This is a genomic window from Actinoplanes sp. 13 (genome assembly GCF_056134165.1).
This window is the reverse complement of sequence record NZ_JBVYOQ010000029.1, coordinates 1-19,914: the sequence shown is the minus strand read 5'-3', so window position 1 is coordinate 19,914 and position 19,914 is coordinate 1. Positions and strand designations below refer to the sequence as shown.

The 19,914-nt window shown below is 71.9% G+C and carries 18 protein-coding genes; 8 read left to right on the top strand and 10 right to left on the bottom strand.

The genetic code is table 11. The annotated features are described in order from the left end of the window. Nucleotides 1-37 precede the first annotated feature (37 nt). The 4 genes from AC0NH5_RS35335 to AC0NH5_RS35320 all read right to left on the bottom strand — a co-directional run bounded on the left by AC0NH5_RS35335 (nucleotide 38) and on the right by AC0NH5_RS35320 (nucleotide 5,629). Complete coding sequence (locus AC0NH5_RS35335) at nucleotides 38-2,617, bottom strand: lipopolysaccharide biosynthesis protein (protein ID WP_474411421.1); 2,580 nt, start codon at nucleotides 2,615-2,617, stop codon at nucleotides 38-40. 141 nt (nucleotides 2,618-2,758) lie between these two features. Beyond that, complete coding sequence (locus AC0NH5_RS35330) at nucleotides 2,759-3,892, bottom strand: magnesium and cobalt transport protein CorA (protein WP_474411420.1); 1,134 nt, start codon at nucleotides 3,890-3,892, stop codon at nucleotides 2,759-2,761. Nucleotides 3,893-3,944: 52 nt separating this feature from the next. After that, the gene (locus tag AC0NH5_RS35325; RefSeq protein WP_474411419.1) at nucleotides 3,945-4,682 is read right to left on the bottom strand and encodes an ABC transporter permease; all 738 of its coding nucleotides are present in this window, start codon (nucleotides 4,680-4,682) and stop codon (nucleotides 3,945-3,947) included. Nucleotides 4,683-4,684: 2 nt separating this feature from the next. Then, a complete protein-coding gene (locus tag AC0NH5_RS35320; RefSeq protein ID WP_474411418.1) occupies nucleotides 4,685-5,629 on the bottom strand; it encodes an ABC transporter ATP-binding protein in 945 nt (314 codons plus the stop codon). Nucleotides 5,630-5,691: 62 nt separating this feature from the next. Between AC0NH5_RS35320 and AC0NH5_RS35315 the strand changes: the two genes are divergently transcribed. Further along, nucleotides 5,692-6,645: a helix-turn-helix transcriptional regulator gene (locus AC0NH5_RS35315; protein WP_474411417.1), complete on the top strand. Its 954-nt coding sequence runs from the start codon at nucleotides 5,692-5,694 to the stop codon at nucleotides 6,643-6,645. A 124-nt stretch (nucleotides 6,646-6,769) separates the two neighbouring features. Here AC0NH5_RS35315 and AC0NH5_RS35310 read toward each other — a convergent pair whose 3' ends face one another. Together AC0NH5_RS35310 and AC0NH5_RS35305 are read right to left on the bottom strand one after the other, a co-directional pair. Next, complete coding sequence (locus AC0NH5_RS35310) at nucleotides 6,770-7,357, bottom strand: GNAT family N-acetyltransferase (protein ID WP_474411416.1); 588 nt, start codon at nucleotides 7,355-7,357, stop codon at nucleotides 6,770-6,772. Then, nucleotides 7,354-7,896: an N-acetyltransferase family protein gene (locus AC0NH5_RS35305; protein WP_474411415.1), complete on the bottom strand. Its 543-nt coding sequence runs from the start codon at nucleotides 7,894-7,896 to the stop codon at nucleotides 7,354-7,356. Before AC0NH5_RS35305 ends, AC0NH5_RS35310 begins: the two co-directional genes overlap by 4 nt. Nucleotides 7,897-7,921: 25 nt before the next feature. Here AC0NH5_RS35305 and AC0NH5_RS35300 point away from each other — a divergent pair, with 25 nt between their 5' ends. Next, nucleotides 7,922-9,337, top strand: coding sequence for a beta-N-acetylhexosaminidase (locus AC0NH5_RS35300; protein ID WP_474411414.1), 1,416 nt, complete (start codon nucleotides 7,922-7,924; stop codon nucleotides 9,335-9,337). Between the two features lie 205 nt (nucleotides 9,338-9,542). Here AC0NH5_RS35300 and AC0NH5_RS35295 read toward each other — a convergent pair whose 3' ends face one another. Then, entirely contained in the window at nucleotides 9,543-9,668 is a 126-nt protein-coding gene (locus AC0NH5_RS35295; RefSeq protein ID WP_474411413.1) for a hypothetical protein, read from the bottom strand. Between the two features lie 89 nt (nucleotides 9,669-9,757). On the opposite strand from AC0NH5_RS35295, the gene AC0NH5_RS35290 reads away from it, so the two are divergent. Both AC0NH5_RS35290 and AC0NH5_RS35285 read left to right on the top strand, forming a co-directional pair. Further along, nucleotides 9,758-11,743, top strand: a complete 1,986-nt coding sequence (locus AC0NH5_RS35290) for a M48 family metallopeptidase (RefSeq protein ID WP_474411412.1) — start codon at nucleotides 9,758-9,760, stop codon at nucleotides 11,741-11,743. A gap of 196 nt (nucleotides 11,744-11,939) precedes the next feature. Beyond that, nucleotides 11,940-12,428 (top strand): hypothetical protein, encoded by a 489-nt coding sequence (locus tag AC0NH5_RS35285; protein ID WP_474411411.1) that lies wholly within the window; start codon nucleotides 11,940-11,942, stop codon nucleotides 12,426-12,428. A 50-nt stretch (nucleotides 12,429-12,478) separates the two neighbouring features. Here the strand turns inward: AC0NH5_RS35285 and AC0NH5_RS35280 are convergent, their stop codons facing one another. Both AC0NH5_RS35280 and AC0NH5_RS35275 read right to left on the bottom strand, forming a co-directional pair. Continuing rightward, the gene (locus tag AC0NH5_RS35280) at nucleotides 12,479-13,465 is read right to left on the bottom strand and encodes a hypothetical protein (protein ID WP_474411410.1); all 987 of its coding nucleotides are present in this window, start codon (nucleotides 13,463-13,465) and stop codon (nucleotides 12,479-12,481) included. An 11-nt stretch (nucleotides 13,466-13,476) separates the two neighbouring features. Then, a complete protein-coding gene (locus AC0NH5_RS35275; RefSeq protein WP_474411409.1) occupies nucleotides 13,477-14,169 on the bottom strand; it encodes a hypothetical protein in 693 nt (230 codons plus the stop codon). A 356-nt stretch (nucleotides 14,170-14,525) separates the two neighbouring features. Here AC0NH5_RS35275 and AC0NH5_RS35270 point away from each other — a divergent pair, with 356 nt between their 5' ends. The 4 genes from AC0NH5_RS35270 to AC0NH5_RS35255 are packed head-to-tail and all read left to right on the top strand — an operon-like array spanning nucleotide 14,526 to nucleotide 18,726. Beyond that, a complete protein-coding gene (locus AC0NH5_RS35270; RefSeq protein WP_474411408.1) occupies nucleotides 14,526-17,348 on the top strand; it encodes a sensor histidine kinase in 2,823 nt (940 codons plus the stop codon). Next, nucleotides 17,345-17,767 carry a roadblock/LC7 domain-containing protein gene (locus tag AC0NH5_RS35265; RefSeq protein WP_474411523.1) on the top strand — a complete coding sequence of 141 codons (423 nt, stop codon included), beginning with the start codon at nucleotides 17,345-17,347 and terminating at the stop codon, nucleotides 17,765-17,767. The genes AC0NH5_RS35270 and AC0NH5_RS35265 overlap by 4 nt, the downstream gene beginning before the upstream one ends. Beyond that, complete coding sequence (locus tag AC0NH5_RS35260) at nucleotides 17,757-18,146, top strand: DUF742 domain-containing protein (protein WP_474411407.1); 390 nt, start codon at nucleotides 17,757-17,759, stop codon at nucleotides 18,144-18,146. Before AC0NH5_RS35265 ends, AC0NH5_RS35260 begins: the two co-directional genes overlap by 11 nt. Continuing rightward, a complete protein-coding gene (locus tag AC0NH5_RS35255; protein WP_474411406.1) occupies nucleotides 18,127-18,726 on the top strand; it encodes a GTP-binding protein in 600 nt (199 codons plus the stop codon). Before AC0NH5_RS35260 ends, AC0NH5_RS35255 begins: the two co-directional genes overlap by 20 nt. A 9-nt stretch (nucleotides 18,727-18,735) precedes the next feature. Here the strand turns inward: AC0NH5_RS35255 and AC0NH5_RS35250 are convergent, their stop codons facing one another. Continuing rightward, entirely contained in the window at nucleotides 18,736-19,794 is a 1,059-nt protein-coding gene (locus AC0NH5_RS35250) for a LacI family DNA-binding transcriptional regulator (protein WP_474411405.1), read from the bottom strand. Between the last annotated feature and the right edge of the window lie 120 nt (nucleotides 19,795-19,914).

Genomic DNA, 19,914 nt, shown 5'->3' with positions numbered 1-19,914 from the left:
TGTGTCCACCGGCCGCGCGTCGTATTTGTCGAGAGATTCAGCGATACGCCATGATCAAACCGGCCGGATCGGTGCACACCAGCTCCAGCGCCCGGGCGACCATGCTCGCGTCGTACGTGCTGGCGTGGAACGTCGCCTCGAGATGCAGGACCCCGTTCATCTCGCTGGTGGTCAGCGTGATCCCCTCCGGGCCGTTCAGCGTCGGCACGCTGTGGTTCACCCGGGCCGCCGGCCCGACCGCCCACGGCAGATCGCTGAGGACGTCGTGCCGGCCCTGGTTGCTGAAGGTGAGCCGGGGCTGCGGCTCGATCGGCACCTCGGCCGGATAGGGATCCGGCATCCCGGGCGCGCCGGTGACCATGATCTTGCCCTCGCGCAACAGCATCATCGTGAGGATGCGGCCGGTGGCCAGTTCCGCCTTGAGCGTCCGGTGGATGGCGGCCGGGTCGGTCAGGCTCGGCGGCGACAGGTATGGGCCCTGGCAGAAGTTGCTGTCGATGCTGATGCCCGGGTCCAGGTAACGGCGGGCGTCGGCGAGGAACGTGCCACCCCGCAGGTCGGGGGAGAAGCCGAGCTCGCGCAGAGCCGCGGTGAACGCCGCGAAGGTGATCGCTGAGGTGGTGACGCCGGGGGCGTACTGGTCACGCCAGGCGCGCATCTGGCCGAGCACCTCGCCGGACCGGGCGGTGCGCACGGTCAGGTCCGGCTGCCAGGGACGCGCCGGAGCGTTCTCCGGGTGCGGCGGGCGAGGGAAGCTCAGCCCCTCCTTCCACCGGCCGGGGTGCAGGCCGAACTGCTTCCACCAGGCCCGGGGCAGCGCGGTGCGGTGGCGCCGCGAGGGCGCGATCCGGGCCGCCCGCCCCTCGGACGCGGCCAGGACCAGCTCACGGACCAGCGTGTTGACCGGGCCGGCGTCCCCGTACGCGTGCGACACCTTCAGCGCGAAGTAACCGCCGCCGACCAGGATCCGCACCGGGTGGTGCCCCCGCGGTTCGGCCTGCAGGTGCCGGGTCATCGCGTCGAAGTCGACCGGGCCCGGGCCCAGGTCGGTCACCGCCTCCAGCACGTACCGGGCGAACGACGCGCCGTCCATGTGCTGCCAGTTGGCGCCGGAGCGGTCCAGCCGGGAGACGGCGCGATGGGACGGGTCGGTGGCGTGCAGGCCGATCAGCGCCAGGCGCACCCGCTCGGCGGTGACCCCGGTGACCGGGCCGACCGTGCGGATGTACTCCAGCGGCAGCCAGGCGCGCTCGCGCAGGGTCAGGCTGGTGGTGGACATGACGTTTACTCCCTCTGCCACTGCGGACATGTCGATGACGGGGGCGAAGACGACCTTCAGCACCGTGGGCGCGACCAGCACCATCTCGATCGCCATCACGATGACCACCGCGGTGACCAGGCCGTTCAGGCCGTGCTGGGCACCGCCGTACCAGGCGGCCAGCAACTCGGTCACACCGGCGAAGACCGAGAAGATGCCGGCTCCGCGCAGCCGGTTGTTGACCCGGGAGATCGCGAGGAAGAAGTGGTGGAAGACGAACGGGACGTAGGTGAGCGCCAGGATGGCCAGCGCGTCGCCGGCGGTCGCCGCGTACTCGGCGCCGAACAGCGACATGATCGGCTCGGCGAGGACGAACACCACGAGCGATGCGGGCAGGCCGACGCCGAAGCAGATCAACAGGCCGACCCGGACCTTGGAGCGCAGCGCGGCCTTGTCGCCGGCGGTCACCGCGAACAGTGTGAGCGCCACGTTGCCGGGCACCATGGCCAGGAACGAGAGCACCATGAACGCGGTGTAGAAAGCGGCGTTCGCCTCGGCCGAGAGCACCGCGGTCACCACCAGCGGCAGCGCGGCGCGGGGCAGGTAGGTCGCCAGGTTCAGCAGGTTGTGGTCGAAGGTCGCCCGGCCACGTCCGCGGAGCAACCGCACACCGGGCCGCAACGAGTCGATCATGCGGCGCCGGCGCAGGGTACGGAACAGGATCGCGGTCGACGTGACGATGCCGGCCACCCAGGTGAGCAGCAGCTCCCCGCCGGTCAGCATGCCCGGCAGCAGCGCCACCACGCCGAGAAGCACCAGCTTCAGCACCGAGAACCACGCGTTGCGCATCAGCTGGAGCGGACCCTGCAGAAGGCCGACCATGGCCTCGTCCAGGACCAGCGTCATGGCGTTCAGCGCGATACCCACGACCAACAGCACGGTGGCGGCGTTGCCGCCGAGCGCGTCCCGCAGGCTCGGCATCCACAGGTGCGCGGCGGCCACATAGGCCAGGCCGCCGACCGTGGCCGCCGTTCCCGCGGTCAGGACGCAGGTGGAGATCAGGTCCCACTTGCCCCGGCTGATCGCCGGCAGCTCGCCGATGAGCATGGTGCCCATGCCGAACATGCCGATGGTGCCGATCAGAGTCATCGCCGAGACCGCGGCCGAGGCCTGGCCCACCGCCTCCAGTGGCGCCACGTGGGCCGCGACCCACCAGTACGCGAAGCCGAACAGCGACGTGATGAGTGTGGTGGCCATCAGCGAACCGGCGTTCAGGAAGAGGTCGACATGCCCCTTCAACGCCGAGAACAGGCCTCGCCCGGATTCGGCACGGTGTGCCGGGGCGTCGGTAGCCGTCACTGTCGTTCCCCCCAAAGATCAACCCAGTGAGCAGGCTAGTAACTCACCGTGTTCATCGGCTAGGGCAGGATGCTCCCGCTTGACCTCTATCTGGACGGAAAAACCGATCCGATCGGCCAAGGGGATATTTACTTTCAGTGACTAAAGCCAACCGGCTTTCTTCAACCGGTGATGGACGCCACCGCCGATCAGCGCCATCGCGGCGATGGACCCGGCGAAGCCGTACGGCGACTCGATCCCCGGCATCACCTCGAAGTTCATGCCGAAGATGCCGGCGACCACGGTCGGCACCGCGGCGATCGCGGCCCACGAGGCGATCTTGCGCATGTCGTCGTTCTGATCGACCGCGACCTGTGCCAGCCGGGCCTGCAGGATCGAGTTCAGCAGGTCGTCGAAGCTGGCGACCCGCTCCACCGCCCGGGCCAGCCGGCCCTGCACGTCCACCAGATAGGGCCGCAGCGCGGTCGGCAGCCCGCGCATCTCCAGCAGCCGGGCCATCGGCTCGGCGAGCGGCAGCACCGCCCGCTTGAACTCCACCATCTCGCGCTTGAGCTGATAGAGGTGGGCGAACTCGCCGGAGCGGACGGTCGCGAAGGTCTCCTCCTCGATGTGTTCCAGGACCCGCTCCACGTGCTCGGCGACGTCCAGATAGCTGTCCACCATCCGGCTGCCCACCGCGTACGCCACCGACCACGGGCCTTGCCGCAGCACCTCCGGGCGGCCCTCCAGCTCACGCCGCACCGCCCAGAGCGGGCCGACCGGGCCGTGCCGGACAGTGATCACGAACCACGGGCCGACCAGCACCGTGACGTCGCCGGTCTCGACCACCTCGGACGTCTCGGTGAGCCGGTCGTGCTCCACGTACCGCGCGGTCCGCAGGACCAGCCGGACCACGTCGTCGAGCGTCTCCACGCCGGGCCGGTGCCCACCGGACACCGCCTGCTCGACCAGCAGTTCGTGCAGCCCGAACACCCGCCCGACCTCGCCCATCGTGGCCCGGTCCGGTTCGTGCAGGCCGAGCCAGACGAACGAGCCGCGCCGCCGGGCGTGCCGGGCAGCCTCCGGGAACCGGGTCTGACCCGGGCCGCCCCGGCGGGCGCCGGCGGTGTAGACCGCGCAGTCCACCACCGCGTCGGGGTTGCCGCGCCGGGCCGCGGGCGGCGGCGGTCCGGCCGGCCGGGTGAGGCTGTCCAGCAGTCGGCCGATCGTGCGGGGCACGACCTCGAGGCCGCGGGCCGGCTTCTTGTCGTCCCGTGACCTGCGCAGTCCCAGCATCGGCTTACCCCCTCGCGCCCGCGGCACGACGCGGGCGCGAGAAGAAGGTAGCTCAGTCGGACCGCTGCATCGCGCGGACGCCGATGAACAACCCGAGCGCCGCCATGCCGGCGGCGGCCACCAGGCCCTCGACCGTGCTGCGGGCCAGCACGTCGCCGGAGAACAGCGCGCGCTCGGCGTTCACCACATAGGTCATGGGGTTGAACTGGGAGAGCGCACGCAGCCAGCCCGGACCGTTCTCGATCGGCAGCAGCACGCCGGCGAGCAGCAGCAGCGGGAACAGCAGGGTCTGCTGCACGGTCCAGAACAGCCACTCCTTGTTCTTGGAGGCCAGCGCGAGGGTGTAGGAGAGCGCGCCGAGCCCGATGCAGAAGCCGGCCAGGAGCAGCAGGCCGAGCAGCGCGCCGCCGAGGTGCAGCTCGAAGCCGAACGGGATGCACACCGCGATGATCAGAGCAGCCTGGGCGATCATCGGGACGATCTCCTTGAGCGCCCGGCCGATCAGCAGCGCCGGGCGCCGCAGCGGGGTGACCAGCATCCGCTCGTGCGAACCGGTCTGGATCTCGAAGAGCAGATTGGATCCGGTCATCGACGAGCCGAACAGGCACGACATCACGATGATGCCGGGGACGAACCACTGGAGCGAGGAATCGCCGGGCAGCAGCGGCGCGAACAGCGCGAGGAAGAACAGCGGCTGGATCATCGAGAAGATCACCGAGAACGGGTCCCGGATCACCGGGCGAAGCTCGCGGCTGAAGACGACACGGGTGTCGGTGACGAGCGAAGTCATGATCAGGCCTCCACGAGTTCGGTACGGCCCTCACGCAGGCTGCGGCCGGTGAGAGTGAGGAAGACGTCGTCGAGCGTCGGCCGGGTGACCTCGATCGACGAGACGGAGAGGCCGGCGGCGCGCAGGTCCTCCAGGAGCTTCGGGGCCAGGTGGGCGCCGTCCTCGGCGGTCACGGTGATTTCGGTGCCTGTCCGGGTGGCGTCGGTCACGGCCCGGGTCGCGGCGACGGCGTCGTGCTCGGTGGCGAAACCGAGCCGGACCCGGTCGCCGACGTGGACGGCCTTGAGCCGCTGCGGGGTGTCGTCCGCGATGATCCGGCCGTGATCGATGACGATCACCCGCTCCGCCATCGAGTCGGCCTCGTCCAGGTAATGCGTGGTCAGCACGATCGTGGTCGCCCGCTTCGCGCGGAGCTCGAGGATGTGCTCCTGGAGGTTGGCCCGGTTCTGCGGGTCGAGGCCGGTGGACGGCTCGTCGAGGAAGAGCAGATCGGGGGAGTGGATCAGCCCCATCGCGATGTCCAGGCGGCGGCGCTGCCCGCCGGAGAGCGTGGAGACCGTACGGTCGGCGACCTCGCCCAGCCCGAGCGAGTCGACCAGCTCGTTCGCCCGGTCCCGGGCCGCGCGGGCCCGCATGCCGTACGCCCGTCCTTGGCTGATCAGCTCGTCCCGGCCGCGCTGGCTGTGCCCGGCGCCGTTGCCCTGCCCGATGTACCCGATCCGCAGCCGCACGTCGCGCTGCTGCTTGACGACGTCGAAGCCGGCGACCCGCGCGCTGCCCGAGGTGGGCGGGATGAGCGTGGTGAGCATCCGCAGCGTGGTGGACTTGCCGGCGCCGTTCGGTCCCAGCAGAGCCACGAGCTCGCCCGGGGCCACCGTCAGGTTGATGCCGTCGACCGCGCGGACGTCCTTGAAATGCTTCGTCAGCTCTCGCGTCTCAATCATCATGGCTCTCACGCTAGGGTTCGAAGCGGCCACTTTCTGACCGCAAATCGATGGAGTCTGGATTCATGGCGAACACGAGTGCTCGGATGCTGCGGCTCCTCTCGCTGTTGCAGACCCACCGCTACTGGCCCGGCGGAGAACTCGCCGGGCGGCTGGAGGTCAGCCCGCGCACCCTGCGGCGCGACGTCGACCGGCTCCGCGAACTCGGCTATCCGGTGGACGCCTCCCGCGGGGTGGCCGGCGGCTATCAGCTCCAGGCGGGGGCGGCGATGCCGCCGCTGCTGCTGGACGACGAGGAGGCGGTGGCCATCGCGGTCGGCCTGCGCAGCGCCGCCGCCGGCGCCGTCGCCGGTTTCGAGGAGACGTCGGTACGGGCCCTCGCAAAGGTGATCCAGTTGCTCCCGCCCCGGCTGCGCCGCCGCATCGACGCGCTGCAGGCGGTGACGGCGCCGGGAGTGTTCGGTGGCGGCCCGACGCTGGACGCGGTGTCACTGACCACGATCGCGATGGCCTGCCGGGGGGAGGAGCGGCTGCGTTTCGAATACACCCCCGCCACGGGGGAGCCGATGCGCCGGCACGTGGAGCCGCACCGGCTGGTCTCTCTCGGCCGCCGGTGGTATCTGGTGGCGTGGGACCTGGACCGCGGCGACTGGCGCAGTTTCCGGGTGGACCGGCTCACCGGGCCGGCCCTGACCGGCGCCCGGTTCCGCCCGCGCGAGCTGCCCGGCGGGGACCCGGTGGCCTGGCTGCGCTCGCGGCTCGCCGCCATCCCCAACCGGTACGACGTGTCGGCGGTGGTCGAGTCGCCGGCCGAGGCGCTCCGCGCGATGGTCGGCCACTGGGCCACAGTGGAGCCGCTGTCCGACCGCACGTGCCGGATGCGGATGAGCGTCGACGAACTGGGCTGGCCGGTGATGGTGCTCGGCGTGATGGGCGCGCCCTTCACCGTGGAGTCGCCGCCCGAGCTGCGCGATCGTCTGCGCGAGACCGCTGACGTCCTGCGCCGCGGCGCGGCGTAGCAACCGGGCCTATGGACGGACCGGCGCCCCCGTGGCGCCGGTCCGCATGAACAAAGGTATCGATCGGGTGCGACACTTTCCCGGCCGACTTAAGTGATCTCTTATATAAAATTTGGTGGATGTCTCAGCCGGCGCGCAGCGAGCGGACCATGCGCCACGAGAAGGCGTTGTCGGCCTCGGTGGAGTGGGTCGTGCGGCGGCGTTCCGCCTTGCGGAAGCCCCGCGCCTCGTAGAACGGGATGGCCAACTCGTTGCCGTCCAGCACGGCCACCCACATGTCCGTCGCACCCTGGTCGCGAAGCTGCCCGGTGACCCGGTCCAGCAGCAGGGTGCCGAGGCCGCGGCCACGCTCGTCCGGGTCGAGGTAGAGGACGAAGAGCTCGCCCACGCCGGGCGTGAGCATGCCACCGCCGGCCGCGCCGACCACCCGGCCGGCCTCCTCGGCCACCTGGAACCCGAGCCAGCCGGGCGGCGCGGCGGTGATCTGCCCGGCGACTCGCTCGGCGGTGTAGAACGTGGCCAGCATCCGCTCGATGAACTCGTTGCTGACCAGGCCCGGATAGGTCGCGCGGTAGCCCCGCGTGCAGATGTCGCGGATCGCCGCGACATCCTCGTCCCGCGCTGCCCGAACCTCAGTCGCCCGCGAAGTCGCCCGCGAAGTCGCCCGCGATGGCACCTGCGAAGTCGCCTGCGATGTCACCCGTGATTTCACCCCGGGAAGGATAGGGCCCTTTGCCGGATATGGTCGTCGTGCCACTCGGAGCCCACCAGGAACCGCTTCACGCCGACGATCTCGAAACCGTGCTTGGTGTAGAACCGCGCGGCCCGCTCGTTCTGCTGGTTGACGCCGAGCCAGCACGTCTCGGCGCCGGTCCGGGCGGCAGCCGCCAGCGTCTCGGTCATCAGCGCGTGCGCCAGCCCGCTGCCGTGGCGCTCCGCCGTCAGATAGAACTTGCTCAGCTCGATGCTGGTCTTCTCGTCCACCACGGCCGCCACGTCCGGGTCGGCGATCGGCCCGCGCACCAGCATCGCGTAACCGGCCGGCTGATCGTCCTCGGACACGATCACCAGGATGCGGTCCGGGTCGACCAGGTACAGGGCGAAGCTCTCGGTGGACAGGTGCGCCGCGATGAACGCGTCGACGTCCTCCTGCGCGGTGCCGGGCGGGCAGGCCAGCGCGAAGGTGCGTGCGGCGAGGTCGTGCAGGGTCTGCTCGTCGCCCGGGACGCCGTGACGCGTGGTGATCGTCATGGCCGAACAGTTTAGAGTGTTGAGAGTGCGCGCTCAGACGAAGCAGCTCAGCGATGTGATCCCGCTGCCGGCCTCGGTGCAGCCGGATCCGGCCACCACCTTCACCATCACCTCCGGTACGGGGGTGAGCGCGGTCCCGCCGGCCTCCGGGGTCGCCGCGTACCTGGCCGGCGTGATGTCTCTCGCGGAGAGCCCGGACGGCGCGATCCGTCTCGACGTGGACGCCTCACTGGCGCCGGAGGCCTACCGGCTGGAGATCTCGGCGGAGTCGGTCACGCTCGTCGGCGGCACGGCGCAGGGACTGTTCTGGGGCGTGCAGACGCTGCGGCAACTCGGCCCGGAGCTGCCCGGCGGCGTGATCGAGGACGAGCCGCGCTACCCGTACCGGGGCGCGATGCTGGACCTGGCCCGGCACTTCTTCACCGCCGACGAGGTGCGCAAGCACATCGACGTGCTGGTCCAGTTCAAGATCAATCATCTGCATCTGCACCTGACCGACGACCAGGGCTGGCGGCTGGAGATCCCGTCCTGGCCCCGGCTCACCGAGGTCAGCGGCGGCGCGGGCACCGGCGTGGACGGCGCCGGCCCGGGCTTCCTCACCCTGGCCGAGTACGCCGACCTGGTCCGGTACGCCGCCGAGCGGTTCGTCACGATCGTTCCTGAGATCGACATGCCGGGTCACGTGAACGCGGCCCAGCTGGCGTACCCGGAACTGACCGCCGACGGCAGCCCGGTGACGCAGCGCACCGACGCCGAGGTCGGCTACAGCTCGCTGGTCGCCGGCAAGGAGGAGACGTACGCGTTCGTCGAGGACGTGATCAGGACGGTCTGCGACGTCACGCCCGGGCCGTACCTGCACATCGGCGGCGACGAGTGCCTCTCCACACCGCCCGAGGACTATCGCACCTTCCTCGCCCGGGTGCTCCCGATCCCCGGCAAGTACGGCAAGCGGGCGATCGGCTGGCACGAGATCGCGGCGGCCGAGCTGCCGGAGACCGCGATCGTGCACTACTGGCGGCCGGAGGCGGAGGATCCGAACACGGCGCGGGCCGCGGCCGCCGGACGGCAGATCATCATGGCGCCGGCCGACCGGACCTACCTCGACATGAAGTACGACGCGGACACCCGGCTCGGCCTGGACTGGGCGGGGCATGTGGGGGTGCGTCGCGCGTACGACTGGGACCCGGCGGACCGGCTGCCCGGCGTGGGTGAGGAAGCCCTGCTGGGCGTCGAGGCGCCGCTCTGGTCGGAGACGCTGCGCAGCCTGGCCGACGTGCAATATCTGACCTTCCCGCGGCTGCCGGCCGTCGCCGAGGTGGGCTGGTCGCCGCGGGGCAGCCGGGACTGGGAGTCGTTCCGTGCCCGGATCGCCGCGTTCGGCCCGCGATGGGACGCCGCCGGCATCGCCTACCACCGCTCCACCGAGATCGACTGGCCCTGACCCGTGTGAAGTTGCGGCTCGATTCGGACCCCAACTTCACACGCGGTTACGGGACGACTTGCGGGCCCGGTGTGCCTCGCCGTCGAGGGCGTGCACCGCGCCGCGGCCGAACAGTGTCCAGATCACCGGTCCCGGCAGCGCCGTGTGCCGCTCCAGGTTGCCGTCGCCGTAGAAGAGACGGCCCGCAGACGGCCACGGCGGGCTGTCACATCACGCGGGTCCGCACCACCGGCCCGCCCGACGCCGTGTCGCCGGAGGCGCGCCTGCGCAGATCGGGCAGCCACGCGTAACCCTTCAGAGCGACGGCAAGCGTCTGATCGAGGTCGGCCATGTCGCTCGTACATCCCCATGAGCGGCCGCGGAACGGCCGGGTGTCACCCGGCGCTCTAGTCTGGGGCCCGATCGGGGAGGAGTGACGGCTTGAGCAACGACGCACGAGCGGCGCGGGCATCGGTTGCCGCGCTGGCCGGGTTCCTGGTGATGGCGGGACTCCAGCTGGCGCTGGTGCTGCTGGCGCTGTGGACGCTGTTGTGGCTGCTGCCGAGCGCCTTCGCGCTGCGGGCCGGCGTGCCGTTGAGCATCGCCACGGTGGGCGCGCTCGGCTACGCGACCTGGCGCGCGCTGCACACCCGGACACGCGTGCCGGCCGGGGTGGCGATCGCCCGGGCGGACGCGCCGCGGCTGTGGGAGCTCGTCGACAAGGCGGCGGAGGCGGCCGGGGTACGCCCACCGGACGGTGTCACCGTGGTCGCGGACGCCACCGCGGTGCTCGGCGAACGGGTCCGCGTGCTGGGTCTCGCCGGTGGCCGGCGCGACCTCTACCTGGGCCTTCCGCTGCTGATGGCGTGGGACCCGGACCGGGTGCGCGCCGTGGTCGCACACGAGCTGGCGCACGGTTCGCCGCGGTCGAGCCGGTGGGCGCCGGTCGCGTACCGGGGCCGGGTGACTGTGGGCCGGCTGGTGCCGCGGATCTCCCGGCGCAACCCGGCCGGGGCGGTGCTACGGGCGTACGCGCGGTTCTACCGCCGGATCGACGCGCCGTTCAGTCGTGCTCAGGAGCTGGCGGCCGACCGGCTCGCGGCCGAGCACGCGGGTGCCGGCCCGGCGGTGGCGGCCCTGCGCGATCTGCCGGCGCTGGCCGCGATGCAGCGGCTGTTCCACGCGGAGTACGTGGGTCCGGCGTGGCAGTCGGGGTACGTCCCGGACGACGTGTTCGGGGGTCTGTTGCGAGTCCTGGCGGCCCGCGCCGCGGATCTGAGCCGGTTGCGCGGCCAGGAGCCGGAACCGGCGGGGGAGTGGGACACGCATCCGCCGCTGACCGAGCGGCTGGCGGCGCTGGGCGGCCCGGTCGCTGAGACTCCTGCCGAGTCGACCGCTGAGCCCGCTGTTGAGCCGGCCGCTGATTCTGCCGCTGAGCCGGCGCCGGAGCCGGTCGAGGAGCTGGTGCCCTATCTGCCGACCCTCGGACGGGCGCTGCAGCAGGTCGCCTTCCCACCTCGGGGCCGCACGGTCGTCGGCTGGGACGAGTGCCTCAGTGTGGCGCGTACCGCGGAGATGGAGCGGGAGGCCGAGGCCGCCCTCGCCACGATCTCGCGGGCCGCAGGGACACCGGTGCCCGGCCCGGCCCGGGTGCTCGAGCTGGCCGGTGACGGCCGGCTGCGGGAGGCCACCGCCGCGCTGTTCCCCGACGAGACGCCGGAGGAGACCACCGCACGGATCGTCGAGCTGCTCGGCCTGATGCTGGCCCTCGCCGCCCTGCGCAGCGGGGTGGTCCGGTGGCGGCACAGCTGGACGGGTGCGGCCGAGGTGGTGGGTGCGGACGGCGCGTACCTGAACCTCGCCGAGTTGGCTCTGGCGGCGGCCGACCCGGCGACGGTCGGGGAGGTCCGGGCGTACCTGGAGAAGATCGGTGTCGACCTCGCGGCCCCGGCCGGCGGTGACGGCACGGCCCGGGCCCAGGTGCTGGGCGGGCTGGTCAACCTCTCCGCGGACGGCGAGCGTGCCGATCTGCTGATCACCGATCTCGGGCTCTATCTGGTGCCGGGCCTGCCCCGGGGCAAGGCGGCCGAGGCGAGACGACGGCTGACCCGGATCGCCGCCGAGGGGATCCCGGTGCCGTCGGCCGCCTCGGAAGAAGCCCCGGATCCCACGAAGGAGTCCTCGGAGACGGCATCCGCCACCGCCCGAGATGGTGCCGCGTCTTCCGGCAATTCGGGCGTCGGACGCTTCGTCGCCTTCGCTGACGTGGCGTCGGTGACGGCCCTTCCCGGGCGGCGAAAGGGCTGGACACTGGGCCTGCGCGACGGTGCCGGCCTGACGCTGCGCCCGGCCCTCGACACCGAGGAGCTGCCGGGCGGATGGTCCGCGTGGGACGACGCGGTCGTCTTCCTCGCCGGCACGCGCTGAACCCGGACGAGCGGTCCCCCGTACCCCGAAGCGGACAGAGTCTCATCCCCGACGGATGAGCAACCATTACGTCACTTTGGGTCACAATAACCTCGGCGATTGTTCGCTTCGACCTATCCCTAATTGGGTAGCCAGGGTCGGGACGAGGCGCGACGATCGTCTTGGAAGCGGGGAGGCGCTCATGGAGCGAGGTCCGATGGCGCTTTTCGGAGCCATCGTCGCGGTCGGTCTCGGCCCGGCGCTGTGGCTCGGTGCCCAGTTGGGCACGGTGAACCTCGCGCCGAACGAGCGGCCTTCCACCGTCGGTGAGCAGTTCCCGGACAACGACACCGGCGCCGAGCTCGACTTCGGCGGCACCGGCGCGGGGCAGACACCGGAGAACGCCGATCCCGTCACGCGATACACGTTTCCGCCGGCTACCTCCCGGCCGATGCGCCCGGACAACGATCCGGTCGGCTCCCGTCGCTCGGTGCGGCCCAGTTCCTCCGCGCCGGTCCCGCTGAGCCCGTCGGCCTCGGCGCCGTCCTCGGAGCCGCCGTCGGCCGAGCCGTCCGCCGGCGGGTCCAGCACCCCGCCCACCGAATCGACCGAGCCCACCGGCGAGCCGGATCCGTCCGGGGACCCGACCGGTGGCGCCGGCGCCGGCGAGGAGGAACCGGAGCCGACGGACGAGCCGCAGGGCTGAGACGCACGAAGAGGGGAGCCGCGGCTCCCCTCTTTCTTGTGCCGGTGCGGTCAGAGGCCGAGCAGGCGGTCCAGGATGTCGCGGTAGGAGCGCAGCTCCACCCGCAGCGCCTCGGTCTCCTCGGAGCCCTTCGACAGCGAGCCGCGGTGGTCGCGCAGCGCCGTGGTGAGCTTGTCGACCGCCTCGTCCACCAGCCCGGCGGCCTCCGCTGTCGCGCCCTTCGGGTCGTCGACGAAGCGGAGCTGAACGTCACGCCACCGCTCGCGGAGAGCGTCGGTGTCGGCGGTGGGGAAGAAGGGAGCCGGTCCGCTGATCGCGGGCTTCTCCTCGGCCGCCGGCTTCTCGGCGACGGCGACCGCCACCACCTCCGGCCCCTTGTCGTCCGTGACCTTGTCGTCCGTGGCCCGGTCGTCCATGGCCTTGTCGCCCGTCACCTCGTCGTGGATCGTGCCGGCGGCCTCCCGATCGCCGGTGCGCAGGTCCGGCGTGACGTGCGGGTCGTCGAACGTGCCCCGGTCCTCCAGCGCGAGGTCGACCGGGCTGTCGTCGCGCCGGGAGTCCTGGTGCCCGGCGTCGAGCCGGGTGTCGTGGCCGGACTCGGAGCCGGCCCCCGCGCCCTCGTCATCCGCACCGTGCGGACGATCCGTTTCGGACACGTCGGTGCGGCCGGTGTCACCGGGCCGGTCGCCCGGCGACCCCGTCCGGTCGTCGGCCACCCCGGAGGCGGCGTCGGTGACCCGGTCCGTCGAGCGGGTGTCGGTCTCGTGCGGCCCGGCGGCGGCCGACGCGGCGACCGCGCCGCCCACAGTGGACGCCCCGAAGGCGGTCGGTTGCGGCGCGGGATCCACCACGGGCCGGTCGGCCGAGTCCGCGGGGCCGTGCTGCCACGGCGATCCGGCCCGCTGCTGCGGCACTGCGACCGGCTCGGACCCCGAGTGCCCGGGCTGGGCGTGCTCGGCCCGGTCGTCCTGCTCCGCCCGGGCGTCGCCGTCGTGCTCGTCGGTGTTGTCCTTGGCCTCGTTCGAGAAGAAGCGCATCGTGGAACTCCTCAGCGGCTGGTGGCGTCGGGCCGGGAGCGCTCGGCGCCGGGTTCGGTGGCGGTGTCCTCAGTGTCGGCCACCGTGCGGCCGGACGCGGTCTCGTCCGATGTGGCCGTTCGCTGCGTGGGAACGGCGCCCTCGTCAGGGGTGGCCGACGTGGCGTGCTGCACCGGGTTCTCGCCGAGCAGGTCGGCGAAGAGCGCGCGGTAATGGACCAGCGCCTGGCGCAGGTCCTCGGTGCCGGTCTCGCCGCTGCGGCTGCGCCGGCTGATCTCGTGGGCGGAGCGGTAGTGCTCCAGCGTGGCGGCGTGCTCGACGGACAGGTTCGCGAGCCGCTCGTCGTAGTCGCCGGTCGGGTAGCCGCGCTCGGCGATCAGCCTGGTGACCAGCTCGTCGGCGGTCTCGACCGCTTCCTTGGGGTTGTCCACGAAGCGGATCTGGACCTCTTCCCAGGCCGCCGCGTACTTCGACCGGGACTCGGCGGACAACGGCTTGAGCTCCAGCTGCGCGTGCCGCTTGGTGCGCTCGACCAGCTCGCGCTCGGCCTCGGAGCGGTTGCCGGTGTCGGCGACGACCCGGTCGTACTCCGGGCCGAAGGTCTTCTGAAGCTTGCGGCGCCGCCCGGCCCGGGCGCCGAGGACGATCGCGACCAGGACGAGTAGGACGACGACGATCAGGACGATGGTGATGGTGGGGGACATGGGGTTCCTCCTTCTTCGTCAGGAGGTATTCCCACTACGCCCCGGACACCAATCCCGTTCCGGGGGAGAAGGTACGCCGGTTGTGGTGATCGTGCGTCTGCGTTTGTCGATGCACATGATTCGCGCCGGCGCTGTCCCGGGCCCGGCGATCTCGCAAAAAGATCGCATGCCAATCTGCCAGGAGAAACGGTCGGCGAGCCCAGCATCTGATACTGGGCGGTGCTGGCTGAGACGGACGTCATTACGTATCCTTCGCCGAGCGCATGAGTCAGGCGCGACGGCCGTCCCATTCTGATCGCCCCGTCGTCGCTGGCCAGGCGTTGATCGTTTCCTACCGAACCCTCGGGCGGAGCCTGATGAGAAGCCGCAACTGGTCGATCCGTTCGAAGATCATCGCGATGGTCGCGGTGCCGCTCTCGGCCCTGCTCGCGCTCTGGATCTTCGCCACTGTGGTGACGTCGGGTCCGGCTCTCACCCTCCTCTCGGCCCGTGACGCGGTGCACAGCCTCGGTGACCCGGGTCTGCAATTGATCATGCAGGTGCAGCGCGAGCGGCACTTCGCCGCGGCCTACGTCGCCTCCCGCACCGCTTCCCTGAACGACCTGACGACCCAGCGGGCGGCGACCGACCGGGCCGTCGAGGACTTCCGCACGGCGGCCGCGGGCACCGACCTGAACGAGTCGGTCAGCGACGCGGTCGACCAGCTGAACACGCACCTCGGCGAGCTGGCCACGGTCCGCGACCGGGTCGATGCCCGGGACATGGACGTGCTGTCCCAGATGAAGTATTTCAACGAGGTCGTCGACGCCGGGTTCGACGTCTCCCGGTCCGCCGCGGTCTTCTTCCACGAGCGGGTCGACAAGGAGGTCCGCGGTGTGATCAGCGCGTTCCGCGGCCAGGAGTACCTGAGCCGCGCGGACGCCCTGATGGCGGCGGCAGCGGCGTCGGGACGCATCGACGCGGTCTCCCGCGGCAACCTCGTGGAGTACCTCAGCACCTCCCGGTACCTTCTCGGCGCCGGTGTCGCCGACATGCCGGTGGCGGTGCAGGGCGACTACTCCCGGCTGCTGATGAGCACGACCTTCCTCGAGCTCACCCACATGCAGAACATCCTGATCGGGGACAGTTACGTCGGTGGGCCCACGCCGGTCTCCGGCCCGCAGTGGCAGCCCGTCTACGACCGGGCGACGCAGGACCTGACCGCCTTCGAGCTGCGGGCCGTCGAGCGGATCGCCCAGGACGCCACGCCGATCGCGATCAACGTCCTGCTCTGGCTGGGCCTGGCCGGCCTGCTCGGCCTGGTGGCCCTGGTGGTGTCCATCATGGTCTCGGTGCGGTTCGGCCGCTCGATCGTCGGCCGGCTGATCCGGCTGCGCCGGGAGGCCCTGGAGATGGCCTCGGAGCGGCTGCCCTCGGTGGTGCGGCGGCTGCAGCGCGGTGAGGCCGTCGACGTCGAGGGGGAGACGCCCCCGCTGGAGTACGGCGAGGACGAGATCGGGCAGCTCGGTCACGCGTTCAACGAGGTGCAGAAGACCGCGGTGCGGTCGGCGGTCGACGAGTCGAACGTCCGGCGCGGCATCAACGAGGTGTTCCTGAACATCGCCCGGCGCAGCCAGACGCTGCTGCACCGCCAGCTCTCCCTGCTGGACAAGATGGAGCGCCGGGAGACCGAGCCGCAGGAGCTGGAGGACCTCTACCGGGTCGACCACCTCGCCACCCGGATGCGGCGGCACGCCGAGGACCTGGTCATCCTCGCCGGTGCCGCGCCCGGCCGGGGCTGGCGAAACCCGGTTCCGGTGATCGACGTGGTTCGCGGCGCGATCAGTGAGGTGGAGGACTACAAGCGGGTCGACATCCGCTCGGTGGCCTCCTCGGCGCTGGCCGGGCGGTCGGTCGGTGACGTGATCCACCTGCTCGCCGAGCTGATCGAGAACGCCGCGTCGTTCTCCCCGCCGCACACCCGGGTCCAGGTGATCGGTCAGGTCCTGCCGAACGGCTACGCCGTCGAGATCGAGGACCGTGGTCTCGGCATGACCCCGGAGCAGCTCGAGGAGTCGAACCGCCGGCTCGCCGAGCCGCCGGACTTCGATCCCACCGACAGCGCGCGCCTCGGCTTGTTCGTGGTGGCGCAGCTCGCGAACCGGCACGGCATCCGGGTCTCGCTGCGCGCCTCCGGGTACGGCGGGGTGACCGCGATCGTGCTGATCCCCGGCGAGCTGGTGGCCGCGGCGCCCGGCCCGGCGGTCCCGGCCGCACCGAGCGGCAAGGACCACGCGTGGGACAGCCCGCCGGCCGGTCCGGGCACCGGGGACTCGTCACGTCACTCGCCGGCCGAGCTCCCATGGCCGGGCCAGGAAGAAGTGCGAGGGGTCACCGCCGAGCCGGAGGCCGCCGAGTACAGCGGCCCCGCGCCGAGCCGGGTCGCCGCCGAACTGAGCGCCGAGGGCCTGGTCCAGCGCCGCCGGGTCCGCCGCGCGAGCGAGTCGCCGCCCGCCGAGGTCACGGCACTGTCCGGCGGGGCCGGCTCCAACGGCGCTGTGCCGCACGCGGCGCAGGCCCACGCGGCGCAGTTCAAGGCCAACGGGACCAACGGCGCCACGCTGGAGCGGTCCGGTGCGCCGGCACCGCTCGACGAGATCCCGATGGCGCCACGGTCGGTGCCGCGCAACTCGGCGCCGATGGCCCCCTTCCCGGCGGTGCCGGCGTTCCCGGACACCGAACCGGCCGCCGCCGAGCTGGACGAGGACACCGCCGCCCTGGAGAACCTGCCGCGCCGGGTCCGGCAGGCGAACCTGGCTCCGCAGCTGCGGAAACCCGTCGTGCAGCCGGAGTCGCAGGCGCCGGAGCGCTCCCCGGAGCAGGTCCGCACGCTGATGAGCGCCCTCCAGCTCGGCACCACCCGCGGCCGCATCGACGCCTCCCGCGTCGACGCCGCGCGGGTGCCTCCGGCGCCGGAGCCGGCGCCCACGACGGCCGGGCCGAACCCGGAGAAACCGAGCAACGGGCACCCCGAGGAGCCGAGCGCCGCGACGTTCGGCGATGCGGCTACCGTCACCTTCCCGGCCCTCGTCGATGTCGCGACGGCACGGGACAGAGCACAGTCCGGGACCGATGCGGGCGCGCCCGGCGACCGCGCCGCGGGCCCCGGAGAGAACCTCAGGCTGGAGAAGGACACATAGTGGCGACTACGAAGCAGAGCGCGAACCTCACCTGGCTCCTCGACGACCTCGTCGAACGGGTGCCAACCGCGCAGCAGGCCGTGGTGCTCTCGGCCGACGGGCTCATGCTCGGCTGCTCCGCGGCGATGAGCCGCGAGGACGCCGAACACCTCTCGGCCATGGCGGCCGGCTTCCAGAGCCTCGCCAAGGGCGCGAGCCGTCACTTCCGGGCCGGGCAGGTACGCCAGACGGTGGTCGAGATGGAGGAGGCCTTCCTCTTCGTGACGGCCGCGGGGCAGGGCGCCTGCCTGGCCGTCCTCGCCTCCGCCGACGCCGATCTGGGCCTGATCGCTTACGAGATGGCGATGCTGGTGACCCGGGTCGGGCAGATCATGAGCGCTCCGGAGCGGACGGCGCTCACGCCGTCCGATGCCCTCTGAGCAGCCGGGTGTGACCCCTCACGACTGGCTGGACCACGATGCGGGGCCGGTGGTCCGTCCGTACGCGATGACCCAGGGCCGGGTCGCTCCCTCGGACGGGGAGTTCGATCTGGTCGCTTTCGTGGTGGCCACCGTCCCGGACATGCCGCAGGGCCCGCAACTCCAACCGGAGCACCACGCCATCGTCGCTGCCGCCTGGGAACCGATCTCCGTGGTTGAATTGGCGTCCCAGCTGGACCTCTCGATCGGCGTGGTCCGGGTGCTCCTCGGTGATCTACGCTCAGCGGGGCTCATCTCGCTGTACGAACCTCCGGCGGCCACGCAGCCGCACGACGTCGACGTACTCAAGGCGGTTGTCAATGGACTCCGTGCGCTCTGACCGCAACGGCGGCTCGTCGCGCATCCCGGTCGCCCTCAAGATCCTCATTGCCGGGGGTTTCGGCGCGGGCAAGACCACGATGGTCGGGTCGGTCAGCGAGATCCGCCCACTGCAGACCGAAGAGGTCCTCACCGGCGCCGAGGGCGCCGATGACGTGTCCGGGGTGGAGGGCAAGACCACCACGACGGTGACCATGGACTTCGGTCGGATCACCATCACCGAGGACCTCCAGCTCTATCTGTTCGGCACGCCCGGCCAGGACCGGTTCTGGTTCCTCTGGGACGAGCTGTCGCAGGGCGCGCTCGGGGCGGTGGTGCTCGCCGACACCCGGCGGCTGGCCGACTGTTTCCCGTCGATCGACTACTTCGAGCAGCGCGGCACGCCGTTCGTGGTGGCGGTGAACTGCTTCGACAGCGAGCACCGGTTCGCGCCGGAGGCGGTCGCGCGGGCGCTCGACCTGGACCCGGGTGTGCCGGTGGTGCTCTTCGACGCACGCGACCAGGTCGCTGCCCGCAACGTGCTCATCGAACTGGTGGAATACGTCGCCCGGCGCCAGTTGACGTCCGCGGGCCGCCGCTGAATCGCCAGGTCAGCCCGGCACTGGGCCGGTGCTCTCCCGGACCACCAGGGTGGCCGGCAGCTCGACGTGCGGCACCGGGCCGGTCCCGCCGGTCCGGGCCTGCTGGATGGCCCCGGTGAGCGCGGCCGCGGCCGCCCGGCCCTTCTCCTCCACGTCCTGGCGCACCGTGGTCAGTGCGGGCTGGAGCTGTGTCGCCAGTGGACCGTCGTCGAAGCCGACGACGGACAGGTCCCGCGGCACCCGCAGCCCCAGATCGTCGGCGGCCTGCAGGACGCCCACCGCGGTGGAGTCGGAGAAGCACAGCACCCCGGTGGGGCGTTCGCCCGGGGGCGCCGACAGCAGGGTGCGCATGTCACGGCGTACCGCATCGGTCTGCTCCAGACGGTGCCGGACGACGACCGGCTCGACCCCCGCGGGTGTCAGCGCGTCCCGCCAGCCCAGCCATCGCTGGCGTGAGGCGTGCCCGCCGATCTCGGCGGACACCTCGCCGTCGACGAAGCCGTGCACGCCGAACTGGCCCTTCATCGCGACAGCGATGCGGCGATGGCCCAGGTCGAGCAGATGCTGGGCGGCCGCCCTGGCGCCCGCCCGGTCCGCGATGTTGATGCTCGGCACGTCCGCCACCGGGTCCTGGTCGACGAAGACCATCGGCAGCTTGCGCCGGCGCAGCCAGGTGACGGCGGGCGAGGTGTGCTCGCAGGAGTACACGAGCGCGCCGTCGATCGCCACGTCCCGGGCCGGGATCAGATCGTCCGATCCCGTGGCGGTGAGCAGGGTGATGGCCAGGCCGGTCGGCGCGAGCTCCTCGGCGATCGCGCCGAGGAACGCGCCCGCCACCAGGTCGGTGAAGGCATATCGCAGGGACTCGGTGAGCAGGATCCCGACGGCGCCGGTGGTGCCCTTGGCAAGCGCCCGCGCGGTCGGGTCCGGGCCGACGTAGCCGAGGTCCTGCGCGGCGGCCAGGATGCGCTCGCGCAGGGCGGGCGAGAGCTGATCGGGGCGGGAGAACGCGTTCGACACGGTCATCCGGCTCACACCGACCCGGTCGGCGATGGTCTGCAACGTCACCCTGGGCACCCGGTCACTGCTCCTCTCCGCTGCCCACACGGTAGCGGGGGGGGGGGGGGGGGGGGGGGGGGGGGGGGGGGGGGGGGGGGGGGGGGGGGGGGGGGGGGGGGGGGGGGGGGG